This window comes from Agrobacterium salinitolerans (genome assembly GCF_027498475.1).
Classification (GTDB): domain Bacteria; phylum Pseudomonadota; class Alphaproteobacteria; order Rhizobiales; family Rhizobiaceae; genus Agrobacterium; species Agrobacterium salinitolerans.
Genome location: NZ_JAPZLN010000002.1, coordinates 651,494 through 666,829, shown reverse-complemented (window position 1 = coordinate 666,829; position 15,336 = coordinate 651,494). Strand labels below are relative to the sequence as shown.

Annotated in this window: 13 protein-coding genes and 2 pseudogenes; 11 read left to right on the top strand and 4 right to left on the bottom strand. The window is 59.2% G+C overall.

Annotation, left to right across the window (positions count from 1 at the left end; all coding sequences use genetic code 11):
• Nucleotides 1–172 precede the first annotated feature (172 nt).
• The 4 genes from O9X91_RS11795 to O9X91_RS11780 all read left to right on the top strand — a co-directional run bounded on the left by O9X91_RS11795 (nt 173) and on the right by O9X91_RS11780 (nt 2,815).
• On the top strand, nt 173–1,645 hold the full coding sequence (locus O9X91_RS11795; protein WP_142914167.1) for a PAS domain S-box protein: 1,473 nt from the start codon (nt 173–175) through the stop codon (nt 1,643–1,645).
• Nucleotides 1,646–1,777: 132 nt separating this feature from the next.
• Complete coding sequence (locus O9X91_RS11790; RefSeq protein WP_077984902.1) at nt 1,778–1,957, top strand: CsbD family protein; 180 nt, start codon at nt 1,778–1,780, stop codon at nt 1,955–1,957.
• Between the two features lie 7 nt (nt 1,958–1,964).
• Nucleotides 1,965–2,312 (top strand): BON domain-containing protein, encoded by a 348-nt coding sequence (locus O9X91_RS11785; RefSeq protein ID WP_077984901.1) that lies wholly within the window; start codon nt 1,965–1,967, stop codon nt 2,310–2,312.
• On the top strand, nt 2,309–2,815 hold the full coding sequence (locus O9X91_RS11780) for a DUF992 domain-containing protein (protein ID WP_077984900.1): 507 nt from the start codon (nt 2,309–2,311) through the stop codon (nt 2,813–2,815). The genes O9X91_RS11785 and O9X91_RS11780 overlap by 4 nt, the downstream gene beginning before the upstream one ends.
• A 302-nt stretch (nt 2,816–3,117) precedes the next feature.
• Here O9X91_RS11780 and O9X91_RS11775 read toward each other — a convergent pair.
• From O9X91_RS11775 to gnd, 3 genes and pseudogenes are all read right to left on the bottom strand, one after another.
• Nucleotides 3,118–3,330, bottom strand: a pseudogene (locus tag O9X91_RS11775) (FAD-dependent oxidoreductase); the annotation flags it as partial.
• Nucleotides 3,331–3,342: 12 nt separating this feature from the next.
• Nucleotides 3,343–3,735 (bottom strand): annotated as a pseudogene (locus O9X91_RS11770) (ABC transporter permease); the annotation flags it as partial.
• A 51-nt stretch (nt 3,736–3,786) separates the two neighbouring features.
• Complete coding sequence (gene gnd, locus O9X91_RS11765; protein WP_269825414.1) at nt 3,787–4,791, bottom strand: phosphogluconate dehydrogenase (NAD(+)-dependent, decarboxylating); 1,005 nt, start codon at nt 4,789–4,791, stop codon at nt 3,787–3,789.
• 418 nt (nt 4,792–5,209) lie between these two features.
• Here gnd and O9X91_RS11760 point away from each other — a divergent pair, with 418 nt between their 5' ends.
• Together O9X91_RS11760 and O9X91_RS11755 are read left to right on the top strand one after the other, a co-directional pair.
• A complete protein-coding gene (locus O9X91_RS11760; RefSeq protein ID WP_142914165.1) occupies nt 5,210–6,979 on the top strand; it encodes a diguanylate cyclase in 1,770 nt (589 codons plus the stop codon).
• Nucleotides 6,980–7,516: 537 nt separating this feature from the next.
• Nucleotides 7,517–8,725, top strand: a complete 1,209-nt coding sequence (locus tag O9X91_RS11755) for an MFS transporter (protein WP_269824036.1) — start codon at nt 7,517–7,519, stop codon at nt 8,723–8,725.
• Between the two features lie 99 nt (nt 8,726–8,824).
• On the opposite strand, the gene O9X91_RS11750 is transcribed toward O9X91_RS11755, so the two are convergent.
• Nucleotides 8,825–9,913 (bottom strand): hypothetical protein, encoded by a 1,089-nt coding sequence (locus tag O9X91_RS11750; protein WP_269834309.1) that lies wholly within the window; start codon nt 9,911–9,913, stop codon nt 8,825–8,827.
• A 350-nt stretch (nt 9,914–10,263) separates the two neighbouring features.
• On the opposite strand from O9X91_RS11750, the gene O9X91_RS11745 reads away from it, so the two are divergent.
• The 5 genes from O9X91_RS11745 (at nt 10,264) to O9X91_RS11725 (ending at nt 15,317) form a co-directional block, all read left to right on the top strand.
• The gene (locus O9X91_RS11745) at nt 10,264–10,701 is read left to right on the top strand and encodes a hypothetical protein (RefSeq protein WP_142913902.1); all 438 of its coding nucleotides are present in this window, start codon (nt 10,264–10,266) and stop codon (nt 10,699–10,701) included.
• 129 nt (nt 10,702–10,830) lie between these two features.
• Nucleotides 10,831–11,340, top strand: a complete 510-nt coding sequence (locus tag O9X91_RS11740) for a cytochrome P460 family protein (protein WP_142913903.1) — start codon at nt 10,831–10,833, stop codon at nt 11,338–11,340.
• A 178-nt stretch (nt 11,341–11,518) separates the two neighbouring features.
• The gene (locus O9X91_RS11735; RefSeq protein ID WP_162854304.1) at nt 11,519–13,264 is read left to right on the top strand and encodes a cytochrome c biogenesis protein DipZ; all 1,746 of its coding nucleotides are present in this window, start codon (nt 11,519–11,521) and stop codon (nt 13,262–13,264) included.
• 45 nt (nt 13,265–13,309) lie between these two features.
• The gene (locus O9X91_RS11730; RefSeq protein WP_142913905.1) at nt 13,310–14,068 is read left to right on the top strand and encodes an alpha/beta fold hydrolase; all 759 of its coding nucleotides are present in this window, start codon (nt 13,310–13,312) and stop codon (nt 14,066–14,068) included.
• Nucleotides 14,069–14,270: 202 nt separating this feature from the next.
• A complete protein-coding gene (locus O9X91_RS11725) occupies nt 14,271–15,317 on the top strand; it encodes an alpha/beta fold hydrolase (protein WP_142913906.1) in 1,047 nt (348 codons plus the stop codon).
• The last annotated feature ends 19 nt before the right edge of the window (nt 15,318–15,336 follow it).

Sequence of the window (15,336 nt, the reverse complement as noted above, 5' to 3'; positions counted from 1 at the left end):
CGGGACAAAAGTGCGATGGCGATTCCGGAAATCGACACGCAAAACGGATGTAGCGCTCGTCTATCCCTCATTTTTCGTTTTCTGGCCAAGTGGCGTCCTGCAACACTTAACGTCGCTTGGCGTTAGAGACGACACAAACTACCAGAAGCCACAGGGCTAGAAGGATGACACCGTGAACCTGCCGAAGATCAACCGCCTCGTGTTACAGAACCTGATCGCAGGCCTCAGCGATGGGCTGATATTGCTGGAAACCGAAGGAACGATCGCATGGGCCAACAAGGCAGCACTGGAGATGCACCGCATAGAGACCGTGTCGGAGCTTGGCGCCGACGCCGAAAGCTACAGGCGCAATTTCACGCTTCGCTATCGCAACAATCATCTTCTCGACGAAGGTCAGTATCCGCTTGAGCGGCTACTTGCCGGAGAGACATTCGAAGATGTGACAGTGGAGATATCGCCAAGTGACAATGCGGCTGAATGCTGGGTCCATACCTTGCGTGGCCTTATTCTTGAAGATGACGGCGCAAAACCCGATGTGCTGGTGCTGATCATTCGCGACGAGACACCGCGCTTCGAGGCCGAAGCGCGATTCGAGAGCGCCTTTAACGCCAATCCGGCGCCGGGTCTGATCTGCCGGCTGGAAGACGAGCGTTTCATTCGCGTCAATCAGGGTTTTCTGGAAATGACCGGCTTCAACCGCGAGGAGATCATCGGTATCAGCGTCAAGGAACTCGGGTTGTTTTCCGAGTGCGAAACCGGTGAGGATGCGCTGAAGCGTCTGCATGAAGGCCGGGTCATTCGCCATCGCGAGGCGCTCATTCCCATTCCGGGCGGTGACAGGCTGGTGATCGTGGCAGGGGAAACAATCGCGGTTGCCGAAGAGCCCTGCATGCTGTTCACCTTCGCGGATCTCGACGGGCGCCGGAAGGCACAGAACGCGCTTCGCCAAAGCGAAGAAAGATTCTTCAAGTCCTTCCGTCTGTCGCCCGCGCCGGCGGCAATTTCCAGGCTGAGCGACTTCGTGCTGACGGAGGTCAATGATGCCTTTCTGACGCTTTGCGGTCACATGGAAGCCGAGGTGATCGGCAAAACCGCAAGCGAGTTGCGATTGTGGGACGATGTCGCAGCACGACGCGAAATCGAGAAACGGCTGAAGGACAATATCCCTATCCGGAATGAAAATTTGCGCATGAACCTCGCTGATGGCGGCGTAGCTGAGTGCATCGTTTCGGCAGAACGCGCAGAGATCAATGACCAGCTTTGCGTCATCTGGGCGATACAGGACGTTACGGAACGGCGAAGATCCGAAAACGAGCTGATCGAAGCCATCGAAAGTGTCATGGCCGACACCTCCTGGTTCAGCCGTACCGTTGTTGAGCGGCTCGCGGGGCTGCGGCAAAATTCGCGCGGCGCCACATCGACCGCATCGCTGAAGGATCTCACGGATCGGGAGGAGCAGATACTATCGCTAATCTGTGACGGTTGCAGCGACAAGGAAATGAGCGATCGGCTGAACCTCTCCAAACACACGATCCGCAACCATATCGCGTCTCTTTACGGCAAGATCGGTGTCAACCGCCGAACCGCGGCGGTAATCTGGGCGCGGGAGCGTGGATTTGTCGGCAGTAAAAAAAATAGCGGCTGAACCCGCAAATTAGGTCAGTTTGTACCAGTCGAACTAGTAGCTATTGCTCTGCCAGCGGCGATTTTGCCGGCCTATCTTTCCATCATGCCGTTACCAACAGCGGCACCCTCAAAACGATGGAAGGAACTCGTCATGGACAACAACCGTATCGAAGGTATCGCCCGTCAGGCAAAGGGCAGCATCAAGGAAGCGGCTGGAAAGATCACCGGCAACGACAAGCTGCAGGCGGAAGGCAAAGCCGAAAAACTGGCGGGCCAGGCGCAGGAGAAGCTCGGCCAGACCAAGGACGCCGTCAAAAAGGCATTCAAGTGAACCGCTGATGTTCAAGGTAGGAGGTTTCACCATGATGCTTGCTTGTGAACTGACCCCGGCCACAAACTGCCTCCCCCAGGACGTCAGCCTGTGTGCCGCCTTGCAAGCCGTGCTCGCCTATGCCGATGGACAGGAAGACAGCTCGATCTCCGTCACATCCGTCGAGGGCAGGATCGTGCTCTCGGGCGAAGTGGAAACACTCTCTGCCTTCGAACGGGCGGTCATCATCGCAGAATGTTTCGCATCGCGGCCGATAATCGCCGATCTGGCGATCCGGCAGCGCCCCCATACCTATCTGGATGCCTCTGCCCCACGCATCCAACTTGTAAAGAATAACAGGAGTGACAAACAATGAAGAAACTCGTTCTTGCAACTGCAATCGCAACTCTGGCCATCGCCCCACTCGCTTCCGCCGAAACGAAGCACAGCGGCAAGCGTGCAACAGAAACCGCGCAGAAGGAACGCGTCGGCACCCTGTCCTGTGAAATCGCCGGTGGCGTCGGCCTCGTCGTCGGCTCCAGCAAGGCGGTGAGCTGCGAGTTCCGTCAGCGCTCCGGCAAGACGGAACGCTACACCGGCACAATCGGCAAGCTTGGCCTCGACATCGGCGTGACCGGCAAGACCTATATGAGCTGGATCGTGCTCAATACGGCGGCAAGCCGCGTTGGCGACGGCGCGCTGAGCGGTGATTATGTTGGCGCATCTGCCGGCGCCTCGGTCGGTGTGGGCGTGGGCGCCAACGCGCTGATCGGCGGTAACGCAAAGAACTTCGCGCTGCAGCCGATCAGTGCCGAAGTTGGTACCGGCGTGAACTTGGCTGCTGGCGTGTCCCACCTCCAGCTGAAGCGAGCGGGTTAATCCGTTCGTCTCCGCGGTCGCACGGGGTCGTCAACGGCAAGCGCGTCGCGTTCATCGCGGCGCGCTTTTTTAGAAGCGTGTGGCAGCCTGGAAAAATGCTTTTTGCCTCGGCCGTTCAAACCCTCCGTCGGGCTTTGAGGAATAACCCTCCGAGCGCGTGCCGCCTGCGAATAGATCGCCTCGCCCTCAACCACCATAAAAGTTTCCTCAAGTTCGCGGCCGGGGTAGTTGTAGGTGCCGGGCTCCGTCTTCCAGACGGCGACGATCGTACCGTTTTCGATGTCGTCCTGCCATATCGGACGGCGGCCGGAACCTCCAAAACCAATTTCCTGCCGCTCCAGAAGAATGACGTCAACGCCTGCCCTGGCCAGTTCGAGCGCGCTGGTCAGCCCGATATAACAGGCACCGACAATGCAAATATCTGCCTGGATAAGACCGGAGAGTGGTTCCGAAACCGGTGCGGAAGCGCCCGTCGTACACCAGAGCGTGGCGCCAAAGGGCGAGAAAGAAGACATCAGCCCGCACTCTCAATTCAAATCGCTGAGGGCATCGAGCGCGTCGCGAAGTCCGTCGCCAATGAAGTTGTAACTCGTGACGTCGAGCGTGATGGCGACACCAGGTACGATGGCGAGCCAGAGCGCCCTGTCGAGATATTGCTCGGCACCGTTCAACATGTTGCCCCAGCTTGGCAGCGGCAGCTGAATGCCGTAACCCAGAAAACTGATGTAGGCCTCAAGAAGAATGGCGCGCGCCACCGTCAACGTCGCCGCGACGATGGTGGGCCTGGCAGCATTTGGCAGTAATTCCCGAAACAAGATCCAACCATTGAGCAGACCAAGCATGTGGGCTGCCATCACGACGTCTCGCTCACGCACGGAACGGACCTCTGCCTCGACCAAGCTTGCAATCTCCATCCAGGACTTATGCCTGAAGCCGGCCCGTCCGATCGTAACTGTCCGCTGCCTGCGCGCTTATTTTGCCTTTTCCAGATGACCACCAAAGGCATTGCGCATTGCCGAGAGCACTTTGCCGGCAAATTCGGCCTCACCACGTGACGAGAAGCGCTCGAACAGCGCCGATGCCAGCACGGGAGCCGGTACGCCCGTTTCGACAGCCGCCTGCAGCGTCCAGCGCCCCTCGCCGGAGTCCGAAACCCGGCCACCATACTGGTCTAGATCAGGGTCCTGCTTCAGGGCCTCGGCCGTCAGATCGAGCAGCCATGAGCCGATGACAGACCCGTGCCGCCAGACCTCCGTCACGGCAGGAAGATCGATATCGAACTGGTAATATTCCGGATGGGCGAGAGGGGCCGTTTCCGCATCCGCCGCGCGGTTCTGCATACCGGCATTGGCAGCCTTCAATATGTTCAGACCTTCGGCGTAGGCCGCCATGACACCGTACTCGATGCCATTATGAACCATCTTGACAAAATGTCCCGCCCCTGACGGTCCGCAATGCAGATATCCCATCGGCGCCGTGCCGGTAACGGGATCGGCTACAATGCCCTGGCCAGCTCCGGGGGCGAGCGACGCAAAAATCGGATCGAGCCGTTGCACGGCAGCCACCGGGCCGCCAATCATCAACGAAAAGCCGCGCTCCAGCCCCCAGACGCCGCCGGACGTGCCAGTATCGATGAAATCGACACCATGGGTGGCAAACTCCGCCGCCAGATCAATAGCATCACGATAAAACGAATTGCCGCCATCGATGATTGTATCGCCCGCAGAAAGTTTCACTGCAAAGTCACGGGCGATTTTCGGCGTAATCGCAGCGGGAAGCATCAGCCAGACTGCACGCGGCGGTGAAAGCTTCGCAACGAGATCGTCCGGCGAGGTGGCACCGGTCGCACCTTGCCTCACCAGCGCAGCGACATTTTCGGGATTGACATCGAAAACCACGCAATCATGACCATGTTTCAAAAGGCGGCGCACCATATTTGCGCCCATCCGTCCAAGCCCAACCATTCCGATCTGCATGCTGAAACTCCTTCTTTCCTATGCGCTATGGGCGCTTCATTCACCGAGACGAACGGTAAAAGCCCCGTTTTACCAAACTCCCGCGTTCACCCAAAAGCAGGTGAAGACGATCTGGCTGCACGCTATGTCCTGCATGGGCCAGTCAAAAGTACGAGCGCAGAATGCAGTACCACGACGCATCATCATGCGGCGCATGTCCACATCGGATGCGGCCTTACCGGTAAGCTAGGTACTGGCGAAATGGCGCACAACTAAAGATTTGGTAATTTAATCCACACAGCACGTTGGACATTTTGGACTGCGGGACTAAGACGTAGCCATAGGGGATCAGACAGACCTGGCGAAATGATTGGTCAAACCCACAAATTGGACCCGCCGCACCCGGTCGTGATACCGTGCGGCAAGATTTGGCATCACCATGCGACTTGGCACCATCACAAACCTGGCTTATGCCGTAACGCTGATACTGACGACAGTATCAGCCACCACATTCATTTTGTCGGCAAGAAGCGCCTCCCAAGAGCGCGCGGCAATCGAGTCTCATCTCGAATTAAACGATCTTGCCGAGGAACTGGTGATCATCGCGGACGAGCGCGCCGAGGAGGCGCGTCTTTACGTTATGCGAGGCGACGAGCAACATCTGGCAAAGTTCTATGTCGACGAAGATCAGGAAAATCACCTCGAAGAAGCCTTGGATAAACTGTCTGCGCGCGGTGCCTTGCCGCAGGAAGAAGGATTGTTTCAGGATATACGCAAGAGCGCTGACACTCTGGACGCGATGGAACGAGAGGCCATCGCTTCTTATCGCGCCGGGCGCCAGAACGAAGCGCAACAGGTCCTGTTCGGTGACGAGTATTATCAACTGCATACAAGTCTGCTGAATACCGTTGCAAATGTGAGAGAGACGGTTGCGGCACGCACGCAGGCAACAGTTGGCCAGGCCAAAAGCCGAAGTGATTTCTACGGGTCTATCGCCAAGGTGATGCTTGCCCTGACCGCACTGATGTTTTTGGCCGTATTGTACTTTGTCCTCAGCAGACGGGTTGCCGCGCCCCTTATCAGAATGAGCAATATCGTCATGCGCCTTGCCCGGCAGGACTACAGTATAGAGGTACCAGACGAAGGGCGACGTGACGAAATCGGAGAAATGAACCAAGCCATTCGCATCTTCCGCAGCAACGGGCTGGAACGGGAACGGCTTGATGCAGAGCACCGCAGGAACCAACGCATCAAGGACCTAATCCTGCAAATGATGCATCGAATTCAGGCGTGCCAGAATCAGGATGAATTGTCCGACGTCGTTGCGAAATTCATGCCGCAGATTTTTCCCGCTATCGCGGGCCGGCTGCTTGTGCTCAAGGAAAACAGTACACTTCTCCAATCGACCGGAAAATGGTCCGACCCTTCGTTTTCCGCGTCTGATTTTTTGATCGATGATTGCTGGGCTCTGCGTCGCGGACGTCCCCACACCAACAATCCCGACGGGGACGACGTCGTCTGCCATCACCTCCAGGGAATTTTCGGAACCGGTCTCTGTATACCGCTGACCGCCTTGGGGGACACCGTCGGCCTGTTGTACCTCGAAATTCCCGCAAGAAATGAAGCGCTGGAGACAGAGCGACTTTATCTGGAACTCCTCGCCGAGAATATTGGTCTTGCCGTCGCAAACCTCCAACTGCGGCAGCGGCTGGTTGGCATGGCCAGACACGATGCCTTGACCGGTCTCCTGAACCGTCGGTCTCTTGATGAGGCGCTGAACAAGCATATTGAGAAGCCAGACGATTCACTGGCCTGTCTCATGCTGGATATCGACCATTTCAAGCGCTTCAACGACCGCTTTGGCCACGATGCCGGTGACGCGGTGATGCAATATGTTGCCCAGGTCCTTTCCGAAGCCGTCGGCGAACTGGGTGAACTATTCCGTTTCGGCGGCGAGGAATTTACTGTGTTGATGCCGGCTGCGGGTATTGAAGATGCCATCAAGGTTGCGGAGAGACTCCGGCATGCGGTTGAACGCGCGCCGTTCAACTATCGTGGTCGCCTGCTTGACCCGGTTACCGTATCTGTCGGTATTGCAACCGCACCGGCGGGAGGGACAGTGAGTAGCGTGCTGGAACGAGCAGACGCCGCACTCTTGAACGCCAAACAGAACGGTCGCAACAAATGGGTATCGTCCGACGCGATGTGAGCGAGGGGCTTGGCACCCCCAGTCCGTCAATAAACCGCCTCACGCCATGGGCATCGACGGCTCCTGCCAGCACCCGTTAGAAATCAAAATTGCACGCCTGTCCGACCGACGGCAGGCCATGATCTGGAAGGCTAAATGCCAAGGACAGCGAAAACGTGTCGTTCGCTCGTCTGGGCCGTGCCGTATGATGGCTTAACCACCATAACAGGCTCCGTGAACCGAAAGAATCGAGATCAACGGCAATTACCATGAGGCCCGTATCCACACGCGCGCCGAACGCCTCCATAATCCCGGAAACATTATCTGGAATGTCGCTCTATCAATTTACCGGCGTGATGCACGGCATTCGCCTCAACCACATGGCCCGCATTCGCTTGAGAGTCAGACTATGAACCGAAGACAAGCGGCCACGCACATTCACATCCGAACATTGTGCAACGCACAAAGTTCGGAGGAATAGGCATGAAATTCGGATTTTTAGATACATATCATCCGAAAAAATTCGTCTAAAACTCTCTCAACTCAAGGAGAGAGACCATGACGGACACGACATCAGATTTTGATGGGTCAACAATTGCCCTGGAGGCCACAAAAGAACCCGCATGGACAGCTGCGACCTGGTTCGCGGTTCTTTCGATGGCGGCCACCAGTTTTGCGCTGGTTTCGGCCGAGTTCCTGCCAGCGGGATTGTTGACGCCCATGGCGCGCGATCTCGGCATTACCGAAGGTACAGCCGGACAGGTTGTGACGGCGACAGCTTCCGTGGGCGCCGTGACGGCTTTGCTGAGCAATGTTCTCATCGGCAAACTGAACCGCAAGACCGTGCTTGTCGGTCTTAGTGCGCTGGCGATCGGCTCCAACATTCTCGCATCGGTTGCTGCCGATTTCTGGCTATTGCTGCTGGGCCGGGCCGGGCTGGGGATTGCGCTCAGCGGTTTCTGGGCGCTTTCGGTTGCGGTCGTGGCACGGCTCGTCGGCGCAAATTCGACCGGGCGCGGCATGGCTATCGTCACCCTCGGCGTTTCGCTCGCCACCATTGCGGCTCCCTCCATGGGCGCCTTGATCAGCGACTGGGTGGGATGGCGCGTAGCCATGTCGATGACGGCGGGGCTTGCCATCATTGCCATGCTGCTGCAGATATTCAGCCTGCCATCGCTGCCGGCAAGTACGAGCAACAGTCTTTCCGATGTTTTCCGGCTGACGCGGCGGCGCAGCGTTCAACTGGGGATGCTGGCAATCCTGTTGCTGATGACAGGGCATTTTGCCGGCTCGGTCTATGTGCGTCCCTTCCTCGAACAGGTGACGCTGCTTGACACCACGCCGATTGCCCTCGCCCTGCTCGGCTTTGGCGTTGCTTCCGTGATCGGCAATGTGCTGGGGGGCCGGATGGCTGACACCAGCATCCGCCTCGCACTCATCGTTACCGCCGCCCTGATGGCATTTGCGACGATTGCCCTCGTTGTCTGGGGTGTTCACAGCGGCGCCGCATTCGCGCTCGTCGCGCTTTGGGGCCTTGCCTTCGGCATGGCGCCCGTGGTGCTGCCGACCAATCTTTCCCGCGGTGCACCCGATGCGCTGGAAGCAGCAGGCAGCCTGATGGTCGTTTCCTTTCAGGTGGCCATCAGTATCGGTGCGGTCTTCGGCGGCTATATCGTCGATTCCTACGGCGCCACTGCGCCGCTGGCGCTGACCGCGATACTGGCCGCATCCACGGTCGCTCTGGCCTTGCTGCAACGTCGTGATTGATCCTGTCCGTGACGCCAGATGCCTAAAACGTAAGTCCTGCCCGGAATGTGGTCCGGGCAGGATTTTTTTGAACAGCCGATTTTCTTGCCGTCGCTCTGGTTACTTGCGGTAGGCTAGCCCACCCCAGATGCGGCCTTCGTCTCTGTGGCGACCGCCGTGTACTGCGCCGATATAGGCAGCCGCAGCGGAAACGAGCGCGGAAGCGGCCAGCAGGAATGCTGTCAGAATACCAGCGACGCGTGCTTTTTCTGCGGCATCCGCAGCCTTGGTCTTGGCATCGTCCAATGCCTTCTGCGCCTCAGCCTTCACGGTCTCGAGCTGCTTCTGCGCTTCATCGACCTTCTTCTGCGCTTCCGCCCTGACGGCCTGCACACGTTCAACCGTCTGGTTCACGCGCGTTTGCGCATCGGTCTGGCTGATGCTTGTGCGGGCAGCGACCTGATTGGCGAGCCATGTTTTGTCGGCATCAGATATCTCGCCTGTTGCCATCAGATTGCCGAGAATGCCGCTAATCTGGCGCTGATAGTCACTGGCGCTCTGTTCACCCGTCACAGGGGTGGCGGGCGTATCGGTCCTCAGTAGCGTATCCGTGAAATAGTCGATCGGGTTAGTTCTCAGGCCCTGCGGAAGCATCTGCTCAATGCTGGGTGCTGCAGCCTGACCGGCTCCTTGCGCCAGACCACCGGCCGCACTGCCAGCGCCGGAAATGATGCCGCCCACCATTTGGCCAGCCCCCTGAACGGCGCCGCCGACTGCGGAACCCGTGGCCTCGACGGCGGTCTGCGCCACGCTGCCAACAGCTTTGGCGCCACCGGACAGTACGCCGAGCGCGAGAAATGCCGAGACGACCGTTCCGAGCCCCCATACGACCAGCCCATTCACACCATCGCGGACCGTCAGTTCGTTCCTGTCGGCAGCGCCGGCAGGCCGACGCATGCGGCCGGCAATATAACCACCCAGCATGTAGGAGCCGACCATAGAAATGATGACGAAGAGCGCGGTTATGATGAGCCAGACTGTGCTGATGTCGCCGCCATCGTCGGCCGATATCGAGCTCAGGCCTAGGCCGCCCGCAAATGCGGTGAGGACTGCCATGGCGCCCGAAGAGATGACGGCACCGGCGAAGATCGCTGGCCAGTCCACATAGCTGCGGTTTGGATTCGTTTCGATACCCGTTGGATCAACCATCAGCGTAGCCCCAGCAGTGAGAGAATGAACAGGACAACGACGACGAGTCCAACTAGATAGATGATGGAATTCATGCGGTATCTCCTCCGAAAGGACGATCAATCCTCCGCGTAGCGGTGATTATATGCAGTGAGACATGCGAGCTGATTGCTCGTTCACCAAACTCGCCGCGCTCCAAAAAGTTTCACGACTTCCCGTTGCTTCGGAACGATTTTGCGCAATTTTGCCGGCGAGGTGACGAAAGAAATGTGCCCGCGCCCGGCAATCGTATGTCTTCTCAACGCAGGCAACGAGGATGATCAGCCAGAGGCAAGCCAACCGAACGAGATTGCGACCGAAGGAGATATACAATGTCTGCAATCGATCGAATTGGCCCTGCCGCTCTGCTTTATCCACGCACGCGGCCGCAGGACGTTTCCCAGTCCGTGCCCAATCCCACACCCGAACGGTCGGCACCGTTGATCTTCGGGAGCACCGCGCCTTCGCTTTCCTCCAATCTTGCCAACGCACTCTGGGCGCTACGGGGGCAAGAGGGCGGAGTGGAAGAGACGCCGCTTGAGAACGGCGGCACAAGCTCGGATGAGGCCGAGCTCAGCCGCTGGGCCAATATGAGCCTTGGCGAGAAAATCCGGGCGCAATATCTGGAGGCGCGGGGATTGTCCGAAGGCGACCTTGCCGCCATGCCGCCCGACGAAAGAAAGGCCATTGAGGACGAGATCCAGAAAGCGATAAGGGTCGCGATGGAGGCTCCAAAAGACGATGACGTGGGCGTGCTCGCCGGCCTTTGAGCGTGACATGCCTTCAAGGGCACTGCACAGTTCTACGATTTGATACATAAATGCGGGTTTCAGGAAACATGCCTGATACCTGCAGGGCAGATCATTGCCTGATCTATTTCGGATCAGGCAGGATTTTCCATGAAGAGGCATATTTTCTTCGCCGTCTCCCTATCGGTTGCGGCAGCAGGTTTTGGAACCGTTTACTCGAGCTCAGCGGACACGCCGCCGGGACTTGCCTCTCCCATCTACGGTGTCGCGCTTCCCAAAGGATATCGTGACTGGAAGTTCATCGCGCCCGCGCAGGAAGCGCCTCCGTTGGACGAGCTTCGCGCTGTTTTGGCAAATAATGTCGCCGTCAATGCCTATAAGAGCGGAAACCTGCCCTTTCCTGACGGTTCGATACTGGTGAAACTTGCCTATAAGCGTCAGCAATCCGCTGAGTTTCCGCCAGCCACGGTGCCGGGAGCGGCAACCACGGTGCAGGTGATGGTGAAAGACTCCAAGAAATATGCCGGCAGCCACGGCTGGGGTTTCGGGCGGTTTGTCAACGGCAAGCCGGTGGACGCCGCCCAGCATGAGACCTGTCTCTCCTGCCACGAGGGCAACGTTAAAGACCATGATTTCGTCTTCACGCGCTATGCGCCGTGACGAATGACGGGGCATGCGGTTTGGCTTTTGCGCCCGTGCGCCGGAGGCAGCTTCTACACTCGAATACAAATCACCGAAGCCCTGACACATCAGGGATACGTGAGGCCGGGAAATTGGCGCTATCGCCGGGTCGCCTTTGCAAACCGGAGCCCGAACTCCTGCCTGAAAGGAAAAGATGATGACGTTTCTGGTCGTTGCCTATCTTGGAGGGGCGCTGACAATTCTCAGCCCCTGTATCCTGCCCATCCTTCCCTTCGTTTTTGCGCGGGCTGGGCAACCGTTTTTGCGCAGCACGCTGCCCCTGCTCGCGGGAATGGCGGCGACCTTTTGCGCCGTCGCGACACTGGCCGCGGTGGGCGGCAGCTGGGCAATCAGCGCCAATGAATATGGCCGGCTTGCGGCTCTTGCACTGCTTGCGGTCTTCGGCGTGGGGCTGGTCTCGCCCCGTGCGGCCAGCATCGTCACGCGCCCGGTCGTCGAACTCGGCAACCGGCTTGCCAATGCCGCCGGCAAGCCCGGGGCAATGCCGACGGTCGCGGGTTCACTGTTACTCGGCATCGCCACCGGCCTTTTATGGGCGCCCTGCGCCGGACCAATCCTCGGGCTTGTGCTGACGGGTGCGGCCCTGAAGGGGGCTAATCTGGAAACCAGCCTGCTGCTTGCCGCTTATGCCGCCGGGGCCGCGACCTCCCTTGCCGTCGCCATCCTCGTCGGCGGAAGAGTATTTGCGGCCATGAAGCGGTCTTTGGGTTTCAGCGAGCGGATCCGCCAGGCGCTTGGCGCGGCGGTGCTTGCCGGCGTCGCGGTCATCGCGCTCGGGCTGGATACGGGTTTCCTGTCGCAGATTTCCTATGCGAGCACGGCATCCTTCGAACAGCAGGTGCTCGACCGGCTCCACACTGCCAAAGCGCCTGAAGTGGCGGCGGCGGGCGTCAGCGCTGCTGCGACCCGGCTGGAACTGCCGGTTGAGGGCAAGGCCCCATCCCTCGACGGCGCCGTCGAGTGGCTCAATTCCCCGCCGCTCACGCGCGAGCAATTGCGTGGCAAGGTCGTCCTCATCGACTTCTGGACCTATTCCTGCATCAACTGCATCCGCACCATTCCCTATGTGCGGGCCTGGGCGGATAAATACCGGGATCAGGGCCTCGTCGTCATCGGCGTTCACGCCCCCGAATTCGCCTTTGAAAAGAAGATCGACAATGTCCGCCAGGCCGTCACCGGCTTCAAGATCGACTACCCCGTGGCGATCGACAACGACTACAGGATCTGGCGCGCCTTCGATAACAGCTATTGGCCGGCGCATTACCTGATCGACGCCAATGGCCAGATCCGCTACCACCATTTCGGCGAGGGCAACTACCGGCAGACCGAAGAGGCGATCCAGGACCTGTTGCGCGAGGCCGGCAGCAGCGCCTCCGCCAGCGCACCGGTGGCACCGGAGGCGACGGGAGCCGAAGCAGGTGCGGATATCGGGCACATGCTGTCTGGCGAAACCTATATAGGCTATCGGCAGGCTCGAAGCTTCGCATCGAACGAGGCGATGCGTGCAGACGTGCCGCGCGACTATTCCGTTACGACCCCTTCCCTCAACGAATGGGCACTTTCCGGCACCTGGACGGTTGGCGCGGAGGCGGCGGCGCTCGATGCGGCTGATGGCGGCATCACCTATCGCTTCAGCGCCCGCGACCTTCATCTGGTCCTTGGGCCCGACGCTGCCGGAAAACCGGTTCGTTTCCAGATCACCATCGACGGTCATCCGCCGGGTGCGGATCATGGCGCCGACACCGATGCCGAGGGCAATGGCGTCGTCACCTCAACCCGTCTTTACCAGCTCGTCCGCCAGTCCGGCACCGTCGAAGCGAAAACCTTTGCCATCCGCTTCCTCGATCCCGGCGTGCAGGCATATGCCTTCACTTTCGGCTGATCCTGATTTTCAACCCGTTTCCATCAAAACCAAAGGAGAAATATGATGCATGGTCGTCTCATGCCCAAATTCGCGCTTGCCGTCGCAACCGCCCTGATTGCTTTTGCCGCACATGCGGCAGAGGTGAAGAATATCGTCATCGTCCACGGCGCGCTGGCCGACGGTTCGGCCTGGCGCAGGGCGACTGACATCCTCGAAAGCCGTGGTTTCAACGTCACGATCGTGCAGGAGCCCATCACCTCACTTGCCGATGACGTGGCGGCCACCAACCGTGTCCTCGATCTCCAGCAGGGGCCGAGCCTGCTTGTCGGGCACAGCTACAGCGGCATGGTGATTTCGGAAGCGGGCAACCGGCCGGATGTGGCAGGGCTGGTCTATGTCGCCGCCTTCCAACCGGAAAAGGGTGAGAGCCTTCTCGACCTCGCCGGCTCGAAACCGCCGGCCGGCAACGGCATCAAGGCGACGAAGGATGGCGCCTTCCTCTATCTTGACCCGACCGTCTTTGGACAAGATTTCGCTGGCGATCTGCCGCGTGAAGACGCGGCCTTCATGGCAAGAAGTCAGGTCTTCGCCGCCAAGGCCGCCTTTGCCGCCAAGGCCGGCGAACCGGCCTGGAAAACCAGGAAAAGCTGGTCGATTGTCGCAACGCAGGACCGGTCGATCAATCCCGATCTCGAGCGCGACATGGCGAGACGCGCTGGCAGTGTGGTGACCGAGATCGCAGCAAGCCATGCGGTCTTCGCCTCCCAGCCCGAAAAGGTCGCAGACGTCATCGAACAGGCGGCCCGGCAATCCGCGAAATAAACCGCGCCCGCCTCAAAGTCCAACACAGCCGCCCCAGACGCCGGGGCGGCTGATTGCGTCCGGAGGCCAAGCCAAATGTATCACTCTGTATCCGGCATGCACCCTGCTACAAAACCATTCACATTCGTCCCCCTCGGGACACATCGAGGATACACGCACCGCGTTACCTGCCCGGCATCCAACATGGACAGGAGAGACAGCAATGAATTCCGAAATCAATTTCCAGCGCCGCCGCTTCTTCGGCATTGCCGCAATGACGGTCGCCGCCGTCGAATTCGGGGCCGCAGGCCTTGCTCATGCCAAGGGCGAAGCGCCTTCGCTTCAGCCGTCAACCGGACGCGACGAAGCCACCTCCTTCGGCTCCCTGAAGCAGGTCGAAGCGGGCGTACTCAGCGTCGGTTACGCAGAAGTCGGTCCTTCAGACGGCCCTGTCGTGCTGCTGCTGCACGGATGGCCCTATGACATCTACAGCTATGTCGATGTCGCGCCCATCCTTACATCGGCTGGATATCGGGTACTCATCCCTTATCTGCGCGGATATGGCACGACCCGTTTTCTCTCGGACGACACGGCACGCAACGGACAGCAGGCAGCGCTTGCGGTCGACATGATCGCCTTTCTCGACGCACTCGGCGTCAAGCAGGCGGTCGTTGCCGGTTACGACTGGGGCGCTCGCACCGCCGACATCATGGCCGCACTCTGGCCCGAGCGTTGCCCGGGGCTCGTGTCGGTCAGCGGCTATCTTATCGGCAGCCAGGAGATCAACAGGAAGCCGCTGCCGCCCAAGGCGGAACTCTCCTGGTGGTACCAGTTCTATTTCGCCACCGAACGCGGCCGTGCAGGCTATGCCGCAAACACCCGCGAGTTTGCGCGTCTGATCTGGCAGACGGCATCTCCAACCTGGAAATTCAGCGACGAGACCTTCAATCGTTCGGCCACCGCATTCGACAATCCCGACCATGTGGCCATCACCATCCATAACTACCGCTGGCGGCTTGCACTGGCAGACGGGGAAGTCAAGTACGACGATTACGAGCGCACGCTTGCGAAACTTCCCGTCATCACCGTGCCGACGATAACGCTGGAAGGCGACGCCAACGGCGCTCCGCATCCGGATCCTTCCGCCTACGCATCGAAGTTTTCCGGCAAGTATCGGCATCGCAACATCAGCGGCGGCATCGGCCACAACCTGCCGCAGGAAGCGCCCGAGGCTTTTGCGAGTGCTGTTCTGGACGTCGCAAAGCTTTAAACTTGCCGAAGCCCGCGAA

Coding starts and splice junctions, on each gene's coding strand:
- O9X91_RS11790 (WP_077984902.1), top strand. CDS start 1,778: ATGGACAACAACCGTATCGAAGGTATCGCCCGTCAGGCAAAGGGCAGC.
- O9X91_RS11785 (WP_077984901.1), top strand. CDS start 1,965: ATGTTCAAGGTAGGAGGTTTCACCATGATGCTTGCTTGTGAACTGACC.
- O9X91_RS11780 (WP_077984900.1), top strand. CDS start 2,309: ATGAAGAAACTCGTTCTTGCAACTGCAATCGCAACTCTGGCCATCGCC.
- gnd (WP_269825414.1), bottom strand. CDS start 4,791: ATGCAGATCGGAATGGTTGGGCTTGGACGGATGGGCGCAAATATGGTG.
- O9X91_RS11760 (WP_142914165.1), top strand. CDS start 5,210: ATGCGACTTGGCACCATCACAAACCTGGCTTATGCCGTAACGCTGATA.
- O9X91_RS11755 (WP_269824036.1), top strand. CDS start 7,517: ATGACGGACACGACATCAGATTTTGATGGGTCAACAATTGCCCTGGAG.
- O9X91_RS11750 (WP_269834309.1), bottom strand. CDS start 9,913: ATGGTTGATCCAACGGGTATCGAAACGAATCCAAACCGCAGCTATGTG.
- O9X91_RS11745 (WP_142913902.1), top strand. CDS start 10,264: ATGTCTGCAATCGATCGAATTGGCCCTGCCGCTCTGCTTTATCCACGC.
- O9X91_RS11740 (WP_142913903.1), top strand. CDS start 10,831: ATGAAGAGGCATATTTTCTTCGCCGTCTCCCTATCGGTTGCGGCAGCA.
- O9X91_RS11735 (WP_162854304.1), top strand. CDS start 11,519: ATGACGTTTCTGGTCGTTGCCTATCTTGGAGGGGCGCTGACAATTCTC.
- O9X91_RS11730 (WP_142913905.1), top strand. CDS start 13,310: ATGCATGGTCGTCTCATGCCCAAATTCGCGCTTGCCGTCGCAACCGCC.
- O9X91_RS11725 (WP_142913906.1), top strand. CDS start 14,271: ATGAATTCCGAAATCAATTTCCAGCGCCGCCGCTTCTTCGGCATTGCC.